Here is a 20,210-nt window from a genome sequence, read left to right on the forward strand (position 1 = left end):
GCACCGGCGGATTCCGGACGAACGACCCGCGATGTCGGCACCCCCGCCTAGGGTGAGCCCATGGAATTCGGCATCTTCGTTCCCCAGGGCTGGCGCTTCGACCTCGTGGGCATCGACCCCGCCGAGCACTGGCGGGTGATGAACTCCCTGGCCCAGAGCGCCGACGACGGCCCCTGGGCGTCGCTGTGGGTCTACGACCACTTCCACACCACGCCCGTCCCCAGCGCCGAGGCCACCCACGAAGCGTGGACGCTCATGGCCGCCTTCGCCGCCGCGACCGACCGCGTGCGTCTCGGCCAGATGTGCACGTGCATGGGCTACCGCAACCCCGCGTACCTCGCCAAAGTCGCCGCGACCGTGGATGCCATCTCGGGCGGCCGTGCCGAGATGGGCATCGGCGGCGGTTGGTACGAGCACGAGTGGAAGGCCTACGGCTACGGCTTCCCGCCCATCGCCGAGCGCCTGGGGCGTCTGCGCGAGGGCGTCGAGATCATGCACCAGGCGTGGACCACGGGCGGGGCCACCCTGTCGGGGAAGTACTACGAGGTCGACGGGGCGATCGTGCAGCCGCAGCCGCTCCAGCCCGGTGGCATCCCGCTCTGGATCGCCGGGGGCGGCGAGAAGGTCACGCTCAAGATCGCGGCGAAGTATGCCTCCTACACGAATTTCGGCGGCTCGCTCGACGAGTTCGACCACAAGTCCGAGGTGCTGCGCGGGCACTGCGAGGCCCTCGGCCGCGACGCCGGCGAGATCACCCGTTCGACGAACTTCAACACGATCGTCGCCGAGACCGAGGCCGAGGCATCCGACCGGCTGGCCGCCGTCGTCGAGCGCCTGCGTCCGCACGTGGGCGATGAGCGAGCGGATGCCATCGAGGCCGACTACCGCTCCTCCGACGCGTTCGGCACGCCGCACCAGATCGTCGAGCGCCTGCGCGAGCGTGCGGCCCACGGTCTCGGTTACGCGATCCACTACTTCCCCGAGGCCGCCTATGACACGTCCGGCATCTCGCTCTTCGAGCGCGAGGTCATCCCGCACCTCTGACCCGTCCGCGCCCGCGCGGCCCGCGCGGCCCGCGCGGCCGGCCCGCATCGGATTTGAGGGGGTGCAGCGGACGCGGGTCGGTGGGGCTTCGGCATCCGCTTCTGTTGCGCGGGTCCGATTCTGTTGCGGCGGGGTGGCGCGGGGGTCGTGCGTCGGCGTCGGTCCGGGCCCGCGCGGCTAGCCCGGAACGGACTCGGATCGCCGCAGCGGATGCGGGTCGGTGGCCTTCGGCATCCGCTTCTGTTGCGTGCATCCGAGTTCCGTGCGCCGCGCCGGCCCGCGCAGCGGTCAGATCAGCGGGGCCACGTCGGCGTAGGCGTCGGACTCGACGAGGGGGACGGATGCCGCGGCGTCGAACACCCGCGCCCGCCGCGCCGTGGCATCCCACAGCGACCAGCCCGGATTGCGGTCCCGCACGAAGGAGACGGCGGCGCCGTGCACCTGCCCGGCCAGGTCGGCGGGAGGGGCGCCCGCGATGCGGTCTACTCCGTCGGCATCGAGGTGGTCGAACCAGAACGGCACGTCGAGGCAGTGGTACGCGACGCCGATCGACGGTACCGGTGACGCCCGGTGCACGTGCGTGGCCCCGGGGCCACCTGCGCCGCCCCGGGGCCACGCGCGCCGCCCCCGCTCGCCGCGCCGACCCCCAGCGCACCCCCGCGATAAACGCCCTCCCGAGCGAAACACGCCGCGTGACAGGGTGTCTCGCTCGCCGGAGCGTTTATCGCGCCTGGCAGGCGTCACGCGTCGCGACGCGCGCCCTCCGACGGGGTCACCGTGAAGATGTTCGGGGTGCGGAAGCCGGATGCCGCGAACGCGACGCGGACCGCCTCGGTCGCCGCCGGCACGAGTCCGGTGGGGATCAGCGCGATCGCCGCCCCGCCGAAGCCGCCGCCGGTCATGCGCGCGCCGAGCGCGCCCGCGGCCAGCGTCGTCTCGACGGCGAGGTCGAGCTCGGGCACCGAGATCTCGAAGTCGTCGCGCATCGAGGCGTGCGAGGCGACGAGCAGCTCGCCGATTGCGGAGGGGCCGTCGGCGTCGAGGGCGGCGACCGTGTCGAGCACGCGCTGGTTCTCGGTGATCACGTGGCGGACACGGCGGAAGGTGACGTCGTCGAGGATCTGCTCTGCGCGGGGCAGGTCGTCGACCGACAGGTCGCGCAGTGAGGGGACGCCGAAGGCCGCGGCCCCGCGCTCGCACGCCTCGCGGCGCTCGCGGTAGCCGCCGGTGGAGTGCGCGTGCTCGACGAGCGTGTCGGTCACGAGGATCGACAGGCCGGCGTCGGCGAAGCCGAGGGGCACCGCGCGCGTGGCGAGGGTGCGGCAGTCGAGGAAGGTCGCCGCGTCGGCGACGCCGAGCATCGACGCCATCTGGTCCATGATCCCGGTGGGGGCGCCCACGGCGTCGTTCTCGGCGATGCGGCCCACCCGGGCGAGGGCGACCTTGTCGAGGCCGGCGTTCCACACGTCGTTGAGGGCGGATGCGACGGCCCCCTCGATCGCGGCCGACGACGATAGGCCGGCACCCACCGGCACCTCCGACGCCAGGGCGATGTCGACGCCGCGCGCCGTGGCATCCGGGGCCTCCCGCAGCAGCGCCCACGCCACGCCCAGCGGGTACCCGGCCCAGTCGAGGCCGCCCGCGGCGATGCGCGCGTCGAGCTCGCCGAGGGAGACCTCGACGGCCTCGGGGGCGAAGGTCGAGCGCACGCGGATCACGTCGTCGTCGCGGAGGGCCACGGCGGCGGCGGTGCGTTGGGCGATCGCGAAGGGGAAGACGAAGCCCTCGTTGTAGTCGGTGTGCTCGCCGATGAGGTTCGCTCGACCGGGGGCCGACCAGACCCCCACGGCGGGGGCGGCGAGAAGGGCGCGGGCGTCGTCGACGGCGGTCATGCCGTCACCTCCGGAACGGTGTCGAGGGCGGCACGCAGGCGCTCGGCCTGCGACTCGGGGGTCACGTCGCCGATCCAGGCGCCCATGGCGGCTTCGGATCCGGCGAGGTATTTCAGCTTGTCGGCCGCGCGGCGCGGCGAGGTGATCTGCAGGTTCAGGCGCACGGCATCCCGTCCGCGCCCGACGGGGGCCTGGTGCCAGGCGGCGATGTAGGGCGTGGGGGTGTCGTACAGCGCGTCGATGCCGCGCAGCAGCCGCAGGTAGAAGGGCGCGAGCTCGTCGCGCTCCGCGTCGGTCGTCTCGGCGAGATCGGCGACGTGGCGGTGCGGCAGCACGTGCACCTCGATGGGCCAGCGCGCGGCGAACGGCACGAACGCCGTCCAGTGCTCGCCGCGCAGTACGACGCGTTCGCCCGCCTGCTCGAAGGCGAGGATGCGTTCGAACAGGTCGTCGGAGGTGCGCGAGATCGTGTCGAGCAGACGGTGCGTGCGCGGGGTGACGTACGGGTAGGCATAGATCTGCCCGTGCGGGTGGGGGAGCGTGACGCCGATCTCCTGGCCGCGGTTCTCGAAGGGGAAGACCTGCCGGATGCCGGGCAGAGCCGACAGTGCCGCGGTGCGGTCGGCCCACGCCTCGATGACGGTGCGGGCGCGCGTGCGCGAGAGCGAGCCGAACGACCCCTCGTGCTGCGGGCTGAAGCACACGACCTCGCAGCGACCCACCGAGGTGCGGGTGCGACCGAGGCCGAGGTGCTCGAGGTCGTCGTCGCCGCGGGGCGGGTCGACGGCCGCGGGGGCGTCGCCGATCGCGGCGTCGAGGGCGGGGCCGAACGACGGCGACTTGTTCTCGAAGACCGCCACGTCGTAGAGCGAGGGGATCTCGGAGGGGTTGGTCGGCGTCTGCGGCGACAGCGGGTCGAGGTGCGCGGGAGGCAGGAACGCGCGGTTCTGGCGATTGGATGCCACGGTGATCCAGTCGCCCGTGAGCACGTCCTGCCGCATGGTCGCGGTGGTCGGGCGAGGGTCGAGGGTGCGCTCGTCGATCGCGCGTTCAGCGCCGAGGCTGGTGCCCGGGTCATCGAAGTAGATCAGGTCGCGACCGTCTGCCAGGTGGGTCGGCCGCTTGATGACGCCGGCGCCGAGCGCCACCGCGGAAGGGGTGTCCGTGTTCACGATAACACGCTACAGCCGGCGCGTGCTATCGTCAACACGGAGGGGGAATCGTGCGAGTTTCCATGGCCCACGTGGCCCAACGGGCCGGGGTGTCGGCGCAGACCGTGTCGCGCGTCGCGAACGGCAGCCCCCGCGTCGACCCGGCGACCCGCGCGCGCGTCGAAAAGGCCATGGCCGACCTCGGCTATCGCATGCATCGCGCTGCGCGTGCTCTGCGCACGGGCCAGACCTCGACGATCGGCCTCGTCGTGTCGACCCTCGCCTCGGTCGGCAACTCCCGAATGCTCCAGGCGATCTCCGAAGCCGCGGCCGAGCGCGACTACGCCCTCGCCGTCGTGACGGTGGGGGAGCGCGGCATCCGCGAGGCCTTCGCCCGCCTGCGCTCCCAGGGTGTCGACGGCGCGGTCGTGCTCAACGAGGCCACCGAGCTGGCGCGCGATGTCGAGACGCCCGCCGACCTTCACCTCGTCGTGGTGGACTCCCCGCCCGACCGGCGTTTCTCGATCGTGCAGACCGACCACGCCGGGGGAGCGCGAGCGGCCACCGCCCACCTCCTCTCCCTGGGCCACGACACGGTGCATCACCTCGCCGGCCCCGCCCGCTCCTTCGCCGCCGCCGAGCGCGAACGCGGATGGCGCGAGGCCCTCGCCGACGCCGGGGCGATGGTGGTCGACCCTGTTCGAGGCGACTGGACCTCGGCATCCGGTCATCGTGCGGCGGCAGACCTCGGAGCCGCCACGGCCGTCTTCGTGGCGAACGATCAGATGGCGCTCGGCGCCCTGCGCGCCTTCGCCGACTCGGGTCGGCGGGTGCCCGACGACGTCGCGGTCGTGGGCTTCGACGACATCGTGGATGCCGCCGAGTACCGGCCCCCGTTGACCACGGTCCGCCAGGACTTCGACGCTCTGGGTCGGCGTGCCGTCGACGCGCTCGTCTCCGCGATCGAGGGCGGCGCCCCCGCGGCCGACTCGGTGCCCGCGTCGCTGGTGGTCCGCGAGAGCAGCCTCCGCGCCTGACGGCGGGGCGACCCGATCAGTACTCCTCGTGCCACCCTCGGTCGAGGATGCGGAAGCCGGCCTCGATGGTCGCCGCCGCGTCGTCGTGCTCGAAGGCGAGGATCTGCAGTTGCAGCACCATGCGCGCGTACACCCGAACGTCGGCGTCGGGCTCGTCGCGTCCGGTGGTCTCGGCGATCGCCTGCGCGAGGGCGTCTTCGTGGCGAAGCCACATGCGTGAGGCGTAGTCCTGCAAGGCGGGGGTCTCGGTGATCAGCTTCATGAACTGACGCCGGTTCTCGCCGGTCGGGTCGAAAGCGAGGCCGATCAGCTCGCGCCGGTAGAGATCGCGCAGGGCCTCGGATACTGAGGTGCCGGGGGCGCGGTCGCGCACGGCGCTGACGAGCAGGTCGCGCTGGGCGTCGTCCTCGTCGAAGACGAGCGCCTCCTTCTGCGGGAAGTGCGCGAACACGGTGGTGGGCGAGACGTCGGCGGCGTCGGCGATCTCGCGGATGCTGACGTCGTCGAAGCCGCGCTCGACGAACAGCATCGTCGCGGCGTCGGAGATGGCCTTGCGGGTGGCGGCCTTCTTGCGTTCGCGGCGTCCGGGCTCCGTGGTCATGCCCTCAGCTTAGCGGCCTCGGTCCAAACACGTATTGACACCAAAACTGGTACGAGTACAGTTACGGCGTGACTTCACTTCCTCCCACATCCGATCCGGGCCGACGTGCCTGGATCATGCTCGTCGTCATCACGACGCTCACCACCGCGGGCATGACCGTCGTGCTGCCGGTCCTGCCCTTCGTCGTGCTTCGTTACGTGTCGAACCCGGCCGACCTGGCCGTCTGGGTCGGCATCCTCGAAACCGTCAACGCGCTGTGCGCGTTCCTCGTCGCGCCGTTCCTCGGGCGCATCTCCGACCGCTTCGGCCGTCGACCGGTGATCATCGTCGCCGGGTTCGGCGCCGCCCTCGGCTTCCTGCTCTTCGGCATCGGCGGCGCGATCTGGGTGCTGCTGCTCGGGCGCATCGTCCAGGGCATCACCGCCGGCGACCTCCCCGCCCTCTTCGCCTGCCTCGCCGACATCACCCCGCCCGAGAAGCGCGCGCGCCGCTTCGGTGTGCTCGGGGCGACCGCCGGCATCGGCACGATGGTCGGTCCCGCCCTCGGCGGCACCCTCGCCGCGATCGACGTCGACCTGCCCGTCTTCGTCACCGCGGCCCTCGCCCTGACGGTCGCGATCCTCAGCATCTTCCTGCTGCCCGAGAGCCTCGCGCCCGACAAGCGCATCGCCGCTCTCGACCTGCGCGCGGCGCACCCGTTCGCGGTGTTCCGCGGGGTCTTCCGCCGCCCCGAGCTGCGCGGCCTCATGGTCGGCCTGATCCTCGTGGGTCTGCCGTTCGGCTTCTTCGTGAACAACTTCAGCGTGCTCGCCCTCGACGCGATCTCCTGGAGTCCCACCGCGATCGGCCTGCTCACCGCCTGTGTCGGCATCATCGACATCGCGATCCAGGGCGTGCTGCTCGGATTCCTGCTGCCGCGCATCGGCGAGCGGGGCGTCGTGGTCGGCGGCATCCTCACCCAGACGGTCGGGCTCGTCGCCCTCGCCGCGGTCGCGTCGCTGTTCGCACAGCCGTGGCTGTTCGTCGTCGGTGCGCTGACGCTCGCCGCGGGGCAGGGGGCGGCCCAGGCCACGATGGACGGTCTGCTCTCCAACGCCGTCGGCGACGACGAGCAGGGGTGGATCGCCGGCGCCGCGCAGTCCCTCAATGCCGCGGTCGGCACGGTCGCACCGCTGGTCGCGGGCCTGCTCTACGCCCACGTCGCGCACGCAGCACCCTACGTACTGGGTGCGGCGCTCATGCTCGTTGCCGCGGTGGTCATCGGCCGCGCGCGCTTCACGAGCCCGTCGCTACGGTCGAAGGCTCCGGATGCCGCGGAGCCCGTGATCGCCACGCCGTGAGGCGGCATCACGCGAGATCGCGCGCCCGGGCGACACCGCCGTCAGGCCTCGTCGCCCCACGGCATCGGCCGGTCGGGGTCGCGGGAGCTGTCGTCGGGCAGGGGCGGCAGCGCCTCGCCACCCGCGCGGATGCAGAGCCACCGCAGCTCGCCCTCCCCGTCCGGGATCGCGCGCCACGTGCGCCAGACGTTCTGCCCCACTCGCACGACGCTGCCCGGTCCGACGTCGATCACGTCGTCGTCGAGCCCCATCTGACCGCGACCCTCGAGGAAGACGTAGAGCTCCTCGACCCGGGTGTGCGTGTGCCAATAGCCCGCCTGTTCGCCGGGGAGGAGGGCGTTCGCCGTCATCCCGATGAACTGCATGGTCAGTTCCTGGTCGACCACGCGTCGCCCGTCGCGCGAGCGCGCCGGGGCGAAACCGCCGAAGTGTTCGCGCCAGGCGTCCAGCCCGCCGATCTCGGTGATCTCGTAATCGCTCATCGCTTCTCACTCTCGTTCATTGGTCTGCCCACTGCCGGCGGTCGGAGGTGCCCGCCCGGTCTGGTCCCAGCCGGATGCCGCACCCGGCGCCCGAGGTCGACCGGGGCGCCGCAGCGACCTCAGTCCCCGCGGCGGCCGCTCTGGCGATCCCACTCGAGCGAGCGGAACTGCAGGTACGTGCAGAGGTTGACGGCGGCGACGACGAGCGCGGCGAGGCGGCCGAGCTCGAGAGGGGACATCGTGACCTCCTCGTCACGGGCGGGGAGCGTCATCTCCCACAAGGGGTCGTCGTACGCCCGCGGCTGGATGTAGATCGGCATCTCGGAGTGGCGGGGGCGCATCACGACGAGGCCGGTGTCGAGGTCGCGCTCTCCCTCCTGCGGCATCACGTCGATGCGGTGGCCGGAGTCGCCGTCCTCGGCGAGGAAGTCGTCGACCCATCCCTGCAGTCGTTCCCGCGTCCGGCGGGGAGGGAAGTCGTCGTCGTCGCTCATGGTGTCATCCTTTCACTCTCCGTCCCACGCCGCGCCCCGGATACGGAGCAGGCCGGTCCTGGACGGACCGGCCTGTTCCGGGGCGAGCCCCTCGGGCGACGTCTACTCCTCGAGCTGCCCCAGGGAGGGGCCTGCGACGAAACGGGCGACCGGAGCGACGGCGTGCTCGAGCTCGAGAACGACCACCTCGTTCGTGCCGACCCGCGTGGCCGGGCCCGGGACGTACAGGGTGCCCTGCGGGACGCTGTTCCAGTACCGGCCGAGGAAGAAGCCGTTGACGAACGCGAAGCCCTTGCCCCACGAGCTTGTGTCGAGGAAGAGGTCGGCCTCGCTCTCGAGCTCGAACGAGCCGCGCAGCAGGGCACGTCCCACGGAGCCGTTGCCGGCTCCTCGGGCGAGCGTGAGGTCGACCGGAGTCGCCGTCCAGCCGGTGAGTGGCTCGCCGTTCAGCGTCACCGCGCCGATGAGGCCCTTGGCCTCGCCGAGACGGTCGGCGTAGTTGACCCGGCCCTGGTCCTCGACGAGGACGGTCAGGCGGGCGCCGGCGGGGATCGTCAGCGCGCGTTCGTGCAGCGCTCGCGAGAGGCGGCCCACCGGCGTCCCGTCGACGTGGATCCACGCGAGGTCGCGCACCTCCTCGAACATCAGGGCCGCGGGTCCGCTGAACGCGGGGAGGTCGACGTCGTAACGCACAAGGGGTCCCAGGTGCGCGAGTTCCTCGAACGTCGCGGGAACGTCGGTAGGAGCCGCCGCGGAGGTCGCCGGCATCCAGTCCCCGTGTCCGACGAGGGGCGCCTCGAAGACGGGCGCGTCGGGTCGGGGGGCGGGGACGTCCGCGGGTACGGGGGCGTACTTGGCGATGACCTCGCGGAACGCGTGGAACTTCGCCGTGGGGTGCCCCGACTCGTCGATCGGCGCGTCGTAGTCGTAGGAGGTCACGATCGGGTCGAAGCGACCCTTGTCGTTCGCGCCGTTCGTGGTGCCGAAGTTGGTGCCGCCGTGCACCATGTAGATGTTCACCGACGCACCCGCCGCGAGAAGCACGTCGAGGTCGTGGGCGGATGCCGCGGGGTCGGTCGTGTGGTGGATGCTGCCCCACCAGTCGAACCACCCGTCCCAGAACTCGCTGCACATGAGCGGGCCCGTGGGCTGGTGCTCGCGGAGGGTCGCCAGGCGATCCTCGGACCGCGAGCCGAACGACCCGGTGAGGTGCAGCTCGGGCAGGCTCCCCGCCTCGAGCATCCACGGCATGGGCTGGTCGACCGTGGTCAGCGGCACCGTGATGCCGGCGTCCTTCGTCACCCGCACGAGTTCGCGCAGGTACTCCTTGTCGGAGCCGTACGCGCCGTACTCGTTCTCGATCTGCACGAGCACGACGTTGCCGCCGCGGTCGATCTGGCGGGGCGCGACGATCTCGTAGACGCGGCGCAGGTACTCCGACACCGCCTCGACGAACTGCGGTTCCGAGCGACGGATGCCGATCCCCGGCGTCGAGGTCAGCCACACCGGCAGGCCGCCGTTGTGCCACTCCGCGCAGATGTAGGGGCCCGGGCGCACGATCGCGTGCAGGCCCTCCGCGGCGATGAGGTCGAGGAAGCGCCCCAGGTCGTTCCACCCGGTGGCATCCCACTCGCCGCGCACCGGCTCGTGCGCGTTCCAGGCGACGTAGGTCTCGATGGTGTTCAGGCCCATCGCCTTGGCGGTGCGGATGCGGTCCGCCCAGTGCTCGGGGTGGATGCGGAAGTAGTGCAGCGTGCCCGAGATGACCTGGTGCGGTCGTCCGTCGAGCAGGAAGTCGGTCTCGCCGATGGAGAAGGTCGTCACGATGTCTTTCGGGTCAGGCGGTGAGGCGCGCGGTCAGGCGCACCCAGGCGAGGGCGGGGAGAGTGAAGCGGAGGATGCCGTCGGCACCCACCTCGACGGGCAGGTCGACGGGGGCGATGGGCTCGCCGTCGGCGGAGTTGGTGGTGTGGCGGTCTCCGCCGTCGGGGACCGTGACGATCACGGCCTCCACCTCGGCGACGCGGCCGAGGTCGAGCTCGACGGGGGTCGACGCCTCCAGGTCGCGGTGCGCGAGGAAGACCGACACGGCGTCGCCGTCGATCGTGGCGACCGTGTCGACGGCATCCACCGCGCCGTGTCGGGGGGTGTCGATCGTGGCGCCGTCGACGTGCGGGACGACGACGCGGCCCGTCGCCGCCCGCGCGGTGAGGGCGAAGGGGTGGAACGTGCTCTGGCGCCAGGCCGCACCGCCGTCCGGTTCGGTGCGGATGGGCGCGATGACGTTCACCAGCTGGGCGAGGTTGGCCATCGACACGCGGTCGGAGCGTCGGATGAGCGTGATGAGGAGTGAGCCGACGACGACGGCGTCGGTGACGGTGTAGTCGTCCTCGATGAGGCGCGGCGCGATGGGCCAGTCGCCGGTGAAGACGCGCGGCTTGTCGACCTCGTTCCAGCGCGTCTGGTTCCAGACGTTCCACTCGTCGACGCTGATGCCGATCGGGCGGCCGTCGGGGGTGGTCGCCCCGACCTCGTCGATGATGTCGGCGACCTCGCCGATGTAGCGGTCGAGGGCGGCTCCGCTGGCGAGGAAGCTCTGCGGATCGGCGGGGTCCTCCTCGTAGTACGCGTGCACCGAGATGTGGTCGATGAGGCCCGCGGTGTGGCGCAGCACGGTGCGCTCCCACTCGCCGAAGGTGGGCATCTCGTGGTTCGAGCTGCCCGCGGCCACGAGCTCCACGGTCGGGTCGATGAAGCGCATCATGCGCGCGGTCTCGGCCGAGAGGCGGCCGTACTCGTCGGCGGTCTTGTGGCCGATCTGCCAGGGGCCGTCCATCTCGTTGCCCAAGCACCAGAGGCGGATGCCGAAGGGGTCCTCGCGGCCGTTGTCGCGGCGGCGGTCGCTCAGCGCCGTGCCGGAGGGATGGTTCGCGTACTCCAGCAGGTCGGCGGCCTCGGCCACGCCGCGTGTGCCGAGGTTGACGGCCTCCATGACCTCGAGGCCCGCGGCATCCGCCCACTCGGCGAACTCGTGGAGACCCACCTGATTGGTCTCGGTGCTGTGCCACGCGGCATCCAGGCGCACCGGTCGCTCCGCCCGGGGTCCCACGCCGTCCTCCCACCGGTAGCCCGAGACGAAGTTCCCACCCGGGTAGCGCACGACCGTAGCGCCGAGCTCGCGGACGAGATCGAGCACGTCGGCGCGGAAACCGGCGGCGTCGGCGGTGGGGTGTCCGGGGGAGTGGATGCCGTCGTAGACGCAGCGGCCCATGTGCTCGACGAACGAGCCGAACAGGCGGCGGGGGACCTCGGCACCGACCGCGGAACGGTCGACGCGGATGCGGGTGGGGGTGCTCATGACTCTCCTCGGGAGGGAAAGGGAGGGGCGGACCGCTAGCGTTCGCTGCGGCCCGCCCCCGGGGAACTGCTTACTTGTTGACCGAGAAGCCCTGGTCGTTGCCGTACTGCACGAGCTGGTCCTGCCACGTGCTCAGGCCCGCGTTCAGGTCGCTCTTGTTGGCGTAGGCCTGGCCGACGGTGTCGCTGTAGATGCTGTTCGCGTACACCTGGAAGGGGAGGTAGCTCCAGCCCTCACGGACCTCGCTCGAGGCCTGCGTGAGCACCTGGTTGATCTGCTGGCCGCCGAAGTAGTCCGACTTCTTGTCGACGAAGGCGGAGTCGCTCAGCTGCGCGGTCGTGGAGGGGAACCCACCCGACTCGGCGAAGATCTGCAGGCTCTCCTCGTCGTTGTTCAGCCACTTGAGGAAGCCGGCCGCGAGAGCAGGGTTCTTGCTCTGCTTGGTCACGGCCTGGCCACCGCCGCCGTTCTCGGCCGTCACGGCCTTGCCGTCGTAGGTGGGGATGGGGGCGACGGCCCACTTGCCCGCGCCGTCGGTCACCGACGACTCGAGCACGCCGGGCATCCAGGCGCCGATGACGAGCGAGGCGATCGATCCGTCACCGAGGCCCTTGAACCACTCGTCGCTCCAGCTGGGGGTGTCCGAGAGCAGGCCGCCCTCGATGAGGCGGTTCCAGTTGTCGGCGAACTTCTTCGAGCCGTCGTCCTGCAGGTCGATGGTCACATCGGTGCCCGCGTCGCCGGTGGTCTGGAAGGGGGTCCCGCCGGCCTGCCAGATCATGCTCGTGGTGAAGCCGGAGTCGCCGGTGTCGGCGGTGATGTACTTCGTCGGGTCGGCGGCGTGCAGCTTCTGCGCGGCGGCGTAGTACTCGTCCCACGTGGTGGGGACGGCGATGCCGTACTGGTCGAAGACGCTCTTGTTGTAGAACAGGGCCATGGGGCCCGAGTCCTGCGGGAGGCCGTAGATCTTGCCGTCGAAGTCGACCGAGCCCCAGGGGCCGGTCGCGTAGTCGCCCTTCAGGTCGGCGAAGCCGTACGACGACAGGTCGAGCAGCGAGTCCGACAGCGCGAACTGCGGGAACGCGTAGTACTCGATCTGCACGACGTCGGGCGCGCCCGAGCCCGCCTTGATGGCGTTCTGGAGCTTGGTGTACTCCTCGGTGTTGGTGCCCGCGTTGACGTAGTTCACCTTCACGTTGGGGTACTTCGCCTCGAAGGCCTTGACCTGCGCCTCGGCGGAGGGCGTCCACGACCAGTAGGTGATCTCGCCGCCGGCCTCGAGGGCCTTCTCGATGTCGTCGGCCGAGCCGCCGGCGGCGCCGCCACCGGTGTTGCCGCCGGAGCACGCGGTCAGCGCGCCCACCGACAGGGCGGCGGCGGCGACGGCGAACACGGCCCGCCGTGCGGCGGTGCCCTTGCGCATGAATGTCATCGGTTCCTCTACTTCGTTGTTGTGGATGCCGGGGCAGGACGCTCCGGAGTTCGGGTGTGCGGTTGTGCGGGGCGGATGCCCCGATCAGGGGGAGTTCGGGTGGATCACTGCTTGACGCTGCCGGCGCTGAGGCCGGACTGCCAGAAGCGCTGCAGCACGAGGAAGGCGGCGACGATCGGGATGATCGACAGCACGGCTCCCGTGATCACGAGGTTGTAGATCGGCTGGGCGCCCACGCCCACGGCCTGCGCGTTCCACTGGTTCAGGCCGACGGTGAGCGGGTACCACTGCGGGTCGCTCAGCATGATGAGCGGCAGGAAGTAGTTGTTCCAGGTCGCGACGACCGCGAACAGCAGCACGGTGACGATGCCCGGGGTGAGCAGACGGATCGAGATCGTGAAGAACGTCCGGAACTCGCCGGCACCGTCCATGCGGGCGGCTTCCAGCAGCTCGGTGGGGATGGCATCCGTCGCGTAGACCCAGATGAGGTACAGGCCGAACGGGCTGATGAGCGAGGGGATGATGATCGCCCAGGGCGTGTTGGTGAGCCCCAGCTGGCTGAACAGCAGGAACGTGGGCACCGCCAGCGCGGTGCCGGGCACCGCGATCGCGCCGAGCACGACGGCGAACACGGCCTTGCGTCCGCGGAAGTTGTACTTGGCCAGACCGTATCCCGCGAGGGTCGCCAGCAGGGTCGCACCGCCGGCGCCGACGACGACGTACAGCAGCGTGTTGCCAAGCCAGCGCAGGAAGATGCCGTCGCGGTAGGTGAGCGTCTGCGCGATGTTGTCGAACAGCGCGAAGCTGGTGCCCGGGCCGAGACCGAACGTGGTGAACAGGTCGGGCTGGGTCTTGGTGGCGTTGATGAGCAGCCAGGCCAGCGGCAGGAGCGTGTACACCAGGTACAGCGCCATGACGATGCTCAGCACGACCGACTTCTTGCCCTGCGTGGGCGAGGTGCGGGCGAACCGGCGACGCGTGCTCGATCGGGACGTGGTCACGGCCACGGTGTCGGTGCGGGGTGCGGTCGCGGTGGTCATCGCGCCTCCTGACGGGAGCCGCGCAGCTGCACGACGTAAGCGATGACGGCGGTGATGACGCCCATGATGATGGCGATCGTGGCCGCGTAGTTGTACTGCTGGCCCGCGAACGAGAGGTTGTAGGCGTACATGTTCGGCGTGAAGAACGTCGAGATCACGTTGGGTGCCAGGGGCTTGAGGATGTTCGGCTCGTTGAACAGCTGGAAGCTGCCGATGATGGAGAAGATCGTCGCGATCACCACGGCGCCGCGGACGGCGGGGATCTTGATCGAGAAGATCGTGCGCCACGCGCCGGCTCCGTCGATGGATGCCGCTTCGTACAGCTCGTTCGGGATGGTCTTCAGCGACGAGTAGAAGATGAGCATGTTGTAGCCCACGAACTGCCACGTGACGATGTTGCCGATCGACACCAGCATCCACTCGGGGATGAAGGGCTGCACGAAGGTGCCGCCGAGCAGGTCGTTGAGGTTGCGGGTGAGGCCGAACTGGTCGCCGTAGATGTAGCCCCACATGAGCACCGCGACGACGGCCGGCACGGCATAGGGCAGGAAGATCACGATGCGGTAGAAACCGGCCGCGTGCAGCCGGGCGCTGTCGATCGCGAGTGCGGCCGCCAGGGCCAGCAGCAGCATGATCGGCACCTGGATCACGAGGAAGATGCCGACACGGGTGAAGCCGTCCCAGAACTTCGGGTCCTGGAAGGCCGTGATGTAGTTCTCGAGACCGACGAAGGCGTTGCCGCCGATGAGCTGGTCGCGGAACAGGCTCAGGTACACCGAGTACGCCAGCGGCGCGAGGAAGACGAGCGCGAAGACGAGGGCGAAGGGGGCGACGAACAGCCAGCCGCGATCGTCGATTCGTGCGCGCCGCTTGCGCCGGGGGGTGCGCAGGGCGGGCGGGGGTGCCGCGGTGGTCGTCATCGTCCGGTGCCTCTTCGTTGTTGCGCATCCGGTCCGGGTGAGCCGGATGTTGACGTAAACATAACCCGACCGCGCTAGGGTGTCAACGTCAACATCCAGGGGGCCTGAAATGAGCGAGACGACGACGACGTCGACCGTGATCCCGACGCGCGAGCGCCGACGAGAGGTGTCGATGGCCGACGTGGCCGCGGCCGCCGGGGTGTCGGGTCAGACCGTCTCCCGCGTGGCCAATGGTCGCACGAATGTCGACCCCGATACGCGTCAGCGGGTGCTCGATGCGATGTCGACCCTCGGCTATCGCCCCAACAGCGCCGCGCGGGCGCTGCGGTCCGGACGGTTCCGCAGCATCGGCGTGATCATGTTCTCGCTCAGCTCCTACGGCAACACGCGCACCCTCGATGCACTGGCGTCGATGGCGGCGGCATCCGGATACTCCATCACTCTCATCACCGTGCAGTCGGCGTCCCAGTCCGACGTCTCGGGGGCCTTCCTGCGCCTGCGCGAGCACGCGGTCGACGGCATCGTCATCCTCATCGAGACCCACCGCCTCGGCGAGAACGAGCTGGCGCTGCCGACCGGGCTCCCGGTCGTCGTGGTCGACTCCAGCGCCGACTACCCCTATGCCGTCGTCGACAACGACCAGGCGCAGGGGGCGCGGCTCGCGACCGAGCACCTGCTCGACCTCGGTCACGAGACCGTCTGGCACGTGTCGGGACCGCCGGAGTCCTTCGCCGCCGAACGCCGGCGCAACGCCTGGCGCGCCGCCCTCGAGGACCGCGGATGCCACGTTCCCGACGAGCAGATCGGCGACTGGACCGCGGAGTCGGGGCACCGCATCGGGCAGGCGCTCGCCGCCGACGCCGACGTCACCGCGGTGTTCGCCGCGAACGACCAGATGGCGCTCGGGGTGATCCGCGCCTTCCACGAGGCCGGACGCGCGGTCCCCGACGAGGTGAGCGTCGTGGGATTCGACGACATGCCCGAGGCCGCGAACTTCTGGCCGCCGTTGACCACCGTGCGCCAGCGCTTCGAGAGGGTGGGCGAAGAGGCCATGACGGCCCTCATCGCCGACATCGAGGGCACGGGCAGAGAGCACGCGCGTACGCTCGTGCCGACCTCGCTGGTCGTCCGCTCCAGCTCCGGCCCGCGCCGCTGAGGAGCCGGCAGCGCGCTGTCGCGCGCGCTGCATCGGCTCGCCGGCGCGAACGTGCGGTCGCGGCCGCCGAATCATTGCGCGGCGGCCGCGCGCTCACCTATGCTCGATCTTGACGACACCATGTTGACGTCAACATCACCCCCCACAGGTCGCACCGGTGCGACCGGATCGGAATGACGATGAAGTCACCTCGACTCTTGTCGATGACGTGCGCCGTGGCCCTCGCCGCCGGGGCGATCACCGCCACGGCCGCCGTGGCACCCCCCTCCGCCGAGGCGGCGGTCGACCAGACGGTCTCCATCACGCCCAACCCGGCCACGGCGTCGGAGAAGCCCTTCGAGGGTTGGGGCACGAGCCTGGTCTGGTTCGCCAACGCGACCGGTCAGTACCCCGCCGACGTGCGCCAGAAGCTCTTCGACGCCGTCTTCGGCGACGACGGCCTCAACCTCAACATCGCCCGGTACAACATCGGCGGCGGCAACGCCACCGACGTGCCCCCGTACCTGCGACCCGGCGGCGCCGTCCCCGGGTTCTGGAACCCCGACCTGCCGGTAGCGGGCGTGAGCTCGACCTACGCCGACCGCGCGGCGTACCGCGACGCCTGGAACCCCGACGACCCGAGCCACTACGACTTCTCGGCCGACCAGGGCCAGCGCTGGTGGATCGACGCCCTGAAAGACAAGGTCACGCACTGGGAGGCGTTCAGCAACTCGCCGCCCTACTTCCTCACGCAGAGCGGTTACGTCTCGGGCGGCATCAACAACGCCACAAGCGAGCAGCTCGCCCCCGCCGACATGGACAAGTTCGCGGGATACCTCGTGAACGTCGTCGACGAGCTCGAGAAAGAGCACGGCGTGAAATTCGACACCATCGACCCGTTCAACGAGCCGAACACCAACTACTGGCAGACGCAGATCCCCAACGGCGCCCAGTGGCCCACCGGCGGCCGCCAGGAGGGCGCGCACATCGGGCCCCAGGCGCAGGACGCCATGGTCAAGGCGCTCGCGGCACGCCTCGCGCAGCCGAGCACGACGACGGATGCCGTCATCTCGGCGATGGACGAGACGAACCCCGGCATCTTCGCGAACAACTGGAACGCGTGGTCGGCGCAGTCGAAGAGCCTCGTCGATCAGCTGAATGTCCACACGTACGGCACGGGCGGGCGCCAGGTCGTCCGCGACATCGCCAAGGCCGCCGACAAGCCGCTGTGGATGAGCGAGGTCGAGGGCAACTGGACCGACACGAGCCGTGGCTTCGTCACCGACGACATCGAGAACGGTCTCGGCATGGCCGAGCACATCGTCGGCGACCTGCGCGAGCTCGAGCCCGACGCGTGGGTGTTCTGGCAGCCGGTCGAAGACCTCTACAACATGCAGAAGGTCGAGAAGCTCAACTGGGGCAGCGTCTTCATCGACTTCGACTGCAACGCCGAGGGCAAGTCGGAGCGCCGCATCAAGGACGGCGACGCCGACCCCTCGTGCAAGGTGCTGACCAACGAGAAGTTCAACACCGTGCGCAACTTCACGCACTACATCACCCCGGGCAGCCACCTGATGGCGACCGACAACGGCCAGTCGACCGCGGCGATCGACGCCGACGGCCAGGGCGCGACGATCGTGCACGTCAACTCCGAGGCCAACGCGCAGACCGTGCAGATCAACCTGCGCGACTTCGGCTCCGTCGCCCCGGGTGCGACCGTGACCCCCATCGTCACGACCCAGTCGACCGCCGACCAGCCCGCGCTCAACGCCCTGAAGCAGGGCGAGCCGGTGAGCGTCGACCCGACCTCGAAGTCGGCCACGCTGACGGTCCCGGCGAAGTCGGTCGTGACCTTCCTCGTCGACGGCGTCTCGGGCGTCTCGGCCGATGCCGCGGCGTTCCGCGACGGCCAGACGATCCAGCTGAGCGGCCTGCAGAGCGGGCTGCTGCTCGACGGCTCGTCGACCCTCGCGATCCGTCCCGAGGCCACGACCGCGGAGGCGGCGAAGGCGCAGACGTGGACGGTCGGCACCGTGGACGGCGCGGGCACCAACCGTCACCGTTTCACGCTGCGAAGCGGCACGGGAGCGTACCTGGCCGCCCGTGACGGCGGAACCGCGCTGGTCTCGTCCGACCCCGCGACGGCGGCGAATGACCCCTCCCTGCAGTGGATGGCATCCACCACCGACGGCACGAACTACTCCGTGCTGAGCGTGGCGAACGAGCGCGTGCTCGACGTCAACGGTGGAAAGACGGATGCCGGCACGACGGTGGGTCTGTGGACCTCCAACGGCGGCTACAACCAGCAGTGGCGCATCGCCGGCACGGCGATCGTCGGGGCCGAGCCGGTCTCGGCCGCGACCGCGGTGGGCGTCGTCCCCGAGGTCGGTGCGTCGCCGAACCTGCCGAAGGACGTCACGCTGCGATACCAGGGTCGCGTTCTGCGCAGCGCCCCGGTGACGTGGCAGCTCGACGGCGTCGACTTCTCGCGAGCCGGTACGGTCCAGGTGCGGGGAACGGGCACCGACCTCTTCGGCGCCGCGTTCACCGCGACGGCCGACGTCGAGGTCGGTTCGTACACCGCCACGCGACCGGCCTCGGTCACGGTGCCGGCCGGCAGCGCACTCGACGTGGTGAAGGGGCTCGCCGACACCAGCGTCCAGGCCGAGCTGCGGCCCTCGGGCTCCGGTTACTGGGTCCCCGTCGAGTGGACGTGGGACGGCGTGACCGACGCGCAGCTCGCGACGCCGGGCACGGTCTCGGTCCCGGGCGTCGCGACCGACCCGACGGGTGCGAAGCTGCCCGCGGCTCTCACGGTCATCGTGACGGCGGCCTCGGAGCGCAACGTCGCTCCCGAGAGTCGGCCCTCGGCCACCTTCACCGAGAGCGCGCAGTACGACGTGAAGAACACGATCAACGGCAGCACGACCGACAAGGGCTGGTCGAACTGGCGATCGGGGACCAAGAACGGTTCCGACACGCTCAGCTACGACCTGAACGAGCGTGCGACGCTCACGCACGTCGCCGTGCAGTTCTACCGCGATGGCAACTCGCTGAGCTGGCCGGAGACCATGCGCGTGGACCACCGGGTCGACGGTGGCGAGTGGGTCGAGGGAGCCGTGCAGAACGTTCCCGCTCCCTCGAGTGGTGCTCCGCGCGTCGACGTGCCGGTCTCCGGCGCCGCCGACGAGGTGCGAGTGGTCATGAACGCCCGCTCGCAGACGCACATGATCGTCTCGGAGGTCGAGATCTACGCGGCCTCGGCGGCCCCGGCCGGCATCGCGGACCTCGCCCGCCTCACCGTGGGGGACACCGAGGTCGAGGGCTTCGACCCGAAGACCCTCGCCTACACCGTCACCTCCACCGGGGCGGAGTGGCCGCAGCTGCACGCTCTCGCGGTCGACGAGGACGCCCGGGTCGAGATCACCCAGCCGGGTGACGCGGCGCCTACGGCCCGTGCCCTCGGCGGCGTCGGAACGGTGCAGGTCACCGCTCCCGACGGCACCGAGCAGACGTACACCGTCACCGTGAACCGCGCCGTCGGCGTCGACACGCCGACCCTGACGGGTGAGGCCCGCGTCGGGGCGACCGTCCGCGCCGCTGCCGGCACCGACCCGGCCGACGCCGCGCTGGCGTTCGTCTGGCTGCGCGACGGTGTCGCGATCCCGGATGCGACCTCCGACGCTTACCTGCTCTCGGCCGCCGACCTCGGGCGCGAGATCACGGCCGAGGTGACCGCGACGGCCGACGGCTTCGACGACGGCACCGCGCGTTCGGCGGCGATCGTGCCGGTCGCCGGGCCCAGCACCGGCGGCGGCGACGACGGTGCGAACCCCGGTCCGGGCTCGGGCTCGGGTTCGGGCACCGGTTCGGGTTCGGGCTCCGGCGACGGCTCCGGCCAGGGCACGACGCCCGGCTCGGGCTCGGGTTCCGGTGCCTCGGCGGGCGGTACCGCGACGTCGGGTTCGACCGACGCGAAGGGCAAGAACCTCGCGATCACGGGTCTGAACGCCGAGGGTGTCACGGCCACCACGATCGGCGCCGTCGTCCTGCTCCTGCTCGGCGCGGGGGTGATGCTGCTGCGCCGTCGTCGCTCCGACGCCTGAGCGCCGTGACCGAGGCCGTGTCGGCCGCCTTCCGGCGGCCGACACGGCCTCGTCGTCTTGCCCGGGCGGCTACTCGCGTGAGGTGTCAAGAATTGTCGCTTCGACGGTGTCCGAAGCGACAATTCTTGGCACCTCACACGTGCGTGGCACCTTGCGCACATCTGTGCAAGCCCGGCAC

At 70.7% G+C, this 20,210-nt stretch carries 16 protein-coding genes; 5 read left to right on the plus strand and 11 right to left on the minus strand.

The window, feature by feature from the left end; all coding sequences use genetic code 11:
* The first annotated feature begins 60 nt into the window (after nt 1-60).
* Entirely contained in the window at nt 61-1,044 is a 984-nt protein-coding gene (locus Q9R20_RS08455; protein ID WP_311248921.1) for an LLM class F420-dependent oxidoreductase, read from the plus strand.
* 288 nt (nt 1,045-1,332) lie between these two features.
* Here the strand turns inward: Q9R20_RS08455 and Q9R20_RS08460 are convergent, their stop codons facing one another.
* From Q9R20_RS08460 to galT, 3 genes are all read right to left on the minus strand, one after another.
* Complete coding sequence (locus Q9R20_RS08460; RefSeq protein ID WP_311248922.1) at nt 1,333-1,620, minus strand: hypothetical protein; 288 nt, start codon at nt 1,618-1,620, stop codon at nt 1,333-1,335.
* Nucleotides 1,621-1,784: 164 nt separating this feature from the next.
* Nucleotides 1,785-2,936, minus strand: a complete 1,152-nt coding sequence (galK, locus tag Q9R20_RS08465; protein WP_311248923.1) for a galactokinase — start codon at nt 2,934-2,936, stop codon at nt 1,785-1,787.
* Nucleotides 2,933-4,108, minus strand: a complete 1,176-nt coding sequence (gene galT / locus Q9R20_RS08470) for a galactose-1-phosphate uridylyltransferase (protein WP_311248924.1) — start codon at nt 4,106-4,108, stop codon at nt 2,933-2,935. The genes galK and galT overlap by 4 nt, the downstream gene beginning before the upstream one ends.
* A 62-nt stretch (nt 4,109-4,170) precedes the next feature.
* On the opposite strand from galT, the gene Q9R20_RS08475 reads away from it, so the two are divergent.
* Nucleotides 4,171-5,124: a LacI family DNA-binding transcriptional regulator gene (locus tag Q9R20_RS08475; RefSeq protein ID WP_311248925.1), complete on the plus strand. Its 954-nt coding sequence runs from the start codon at nt 4,171-4,173 to the stop codon at nt 5,122-5,124.
* A 16-nt stretch (nt 5,125-5,140) separates the two neighbouring features.
* Here the strand turns inward: Q9R20_RS08475 and Q9R20_RS08480 are convergent, their stop codons facing one another.
* Nucleotides 5,141-5,725 carry a TetR family transcriptional regulator gene (locus Q9R20_RS08480; protein WP_311248926.1) on the minus strand — a complete coding sequence of 195 codons (585 nt, stop codon included), beginning with the start codon at nt 5,723-5,725 and terminating at the stop codon, nt 5,141-5,143.
* Between the two features lie 68 nt (nt 5,726-5,793).
* Between Q9R20_RS08480 and Q9R20_RS08485 the strand changes: the two genes are divergently transcribed.
* A complete protein-coding gene (locus tag Q9R20_RS08485) occupies nt 5,794-7,065 on the plus strand; it encodes an MFS transporter (protein WP_311248927.1) in 1,272 nt (423 codons plus the stop codon).
* 41 nt (nt 7,066-7,106) lie between these two features.
* On the opposite strand, the gene Q9R20_RS08490 is transcribed toward Q9R20_RS08485, so the two are convergent.
* The 7 genes from Q9R20_RS08490 to Q9R20_RS08520 all read right to left on the minus strand — a co-directional run bounded on the left by Q9R20_RS08490 (nt 7,107) and on the right by Q9R20_RS08520 (nt 14,791).
* A complete protein-coding gene (locus tag Q9R20_RS08490) occupies nt 7,107-7,547 on the minus strand; it encodes a cupin domain-containing protein (RefSeq protein ID WP_311248928.1) in 441 nt (146 codons plus the stop codon).
* Between the two features lie 119 nt (nt 7,548-7,666).
* The gene (locus Q9R20_RS08495) at nt 7,667-8,041 is read right to left on the minus strand and encodes a hypothetical protein (RefSeq protein ID WP_311248929.1); all 375 of its coding nucleotides are present in this window, start codon (nt 8,039-8,041) and stop codon (nt 7,667-7,669) included.
* 102 nt (nt 8,042-8,143) lie between these two features.
* Entirely contained in the window at nt 8,144-9,865 is a 1,722-nt protein-coding gene (locus Q9R20_RS08500; RefSeq protein ID WP_311248930.1) for a beta-galactosidase, read from the minus strand.
* Between the two features lie 13 nt (nt 9,866-9,878).
* Nucleotides 9,879-11,399: an alpha-L-arabinofuranosidase C-terminal domain-containing protein gene (locus Q9R20_RS08505; protein WP_311248931.1), complete on the minus strand. Its 1,521-nt coding sequence runs from the start codon at nt 11,397-11,399 to the stop codon at nt 9,879-9,881.
* A 70-nt stretch (nt 11,400-11,469) separates the two neighbouring features.
* Entirely contained in the window at nt 11,470-12,822 is a 1,353-nt protein-coding gene (locus Q9R20_RS08510) for a sugar ABC transporter substrate-binding protein (protein ID WP_311248993.1), read from the minus strand.
* Between the two features lie 113 nt (nt 12,823-12,935).
* A complete protein-coding gene (locus Q9R20_RS08515; RefSeq protein ID WP_396653673.1) occupies nt 12,936-13,871 on the minus strand; it encodes a carbohydrate ABC transporter permease in 936 nt (311 codons plus the stop codon).
* Nucleotides 13,868-14,791, minus strand: coding sequence for a carbohydrate ABC transporter permease (locus Q9R20_RS08520; RefSeq protein WP_295839151.1), 924 nt, complete (start codon nt 14,789-14,791; stop codon nt 13,868-13,870). The genes Q9R20_RS08515 and Q9R20_RS08520 overlap by 4 nt, the downstream gene beginning before the upstream one ends.
* Nucleotides 14,792-14,900: 109 nt before the next feature.
* On the opposite strand from Q9R20_RS08520, the gene Q9R20_RS08525 reads away from it, so the two are divergent.
* Together Q9R20_RS08525 and Q9R20_RS08530 are read left to right on the plus strand one after the other, a co-directional pair.
* Nucleotides 14,901-15,947, plus strand: a complete 1,047-nt coding sequence (locus tag Q9R20_RS08525; RefSeq protein ID WP_396653674.1) for a LacI family DNA-binding transcriptional regulator — start codon at nt 14,901-14,903, stop codon at nt 15,945-15,947.
* A 203-nt stretch (nt 15,948-16,150) separates the two neighbouring features.
* Nucleotides 16,151-20,032, plus strand: coding sequence for an RICIN domain-containing protein (locus tag Q9R20_RS08530; protein WP_311248932.1), 3,882 nt, complete (start codon nt 16,151-16,153; stop codon nt 20,030-20,032).
* Nucleotides 20,033-20,210 lie beyond the last annotated feature (178 nt).

Origin of the sequence: Microbacterium sp. PRF11, assembly GCF_031844085.1 — a bacterium.
In the GTDB taxonomy this organism is placed as follows: Bacteria; Actinomycetota; Actinomycetes; order Actinomycetales; family Microbacteriaceae; genus Microbacterium.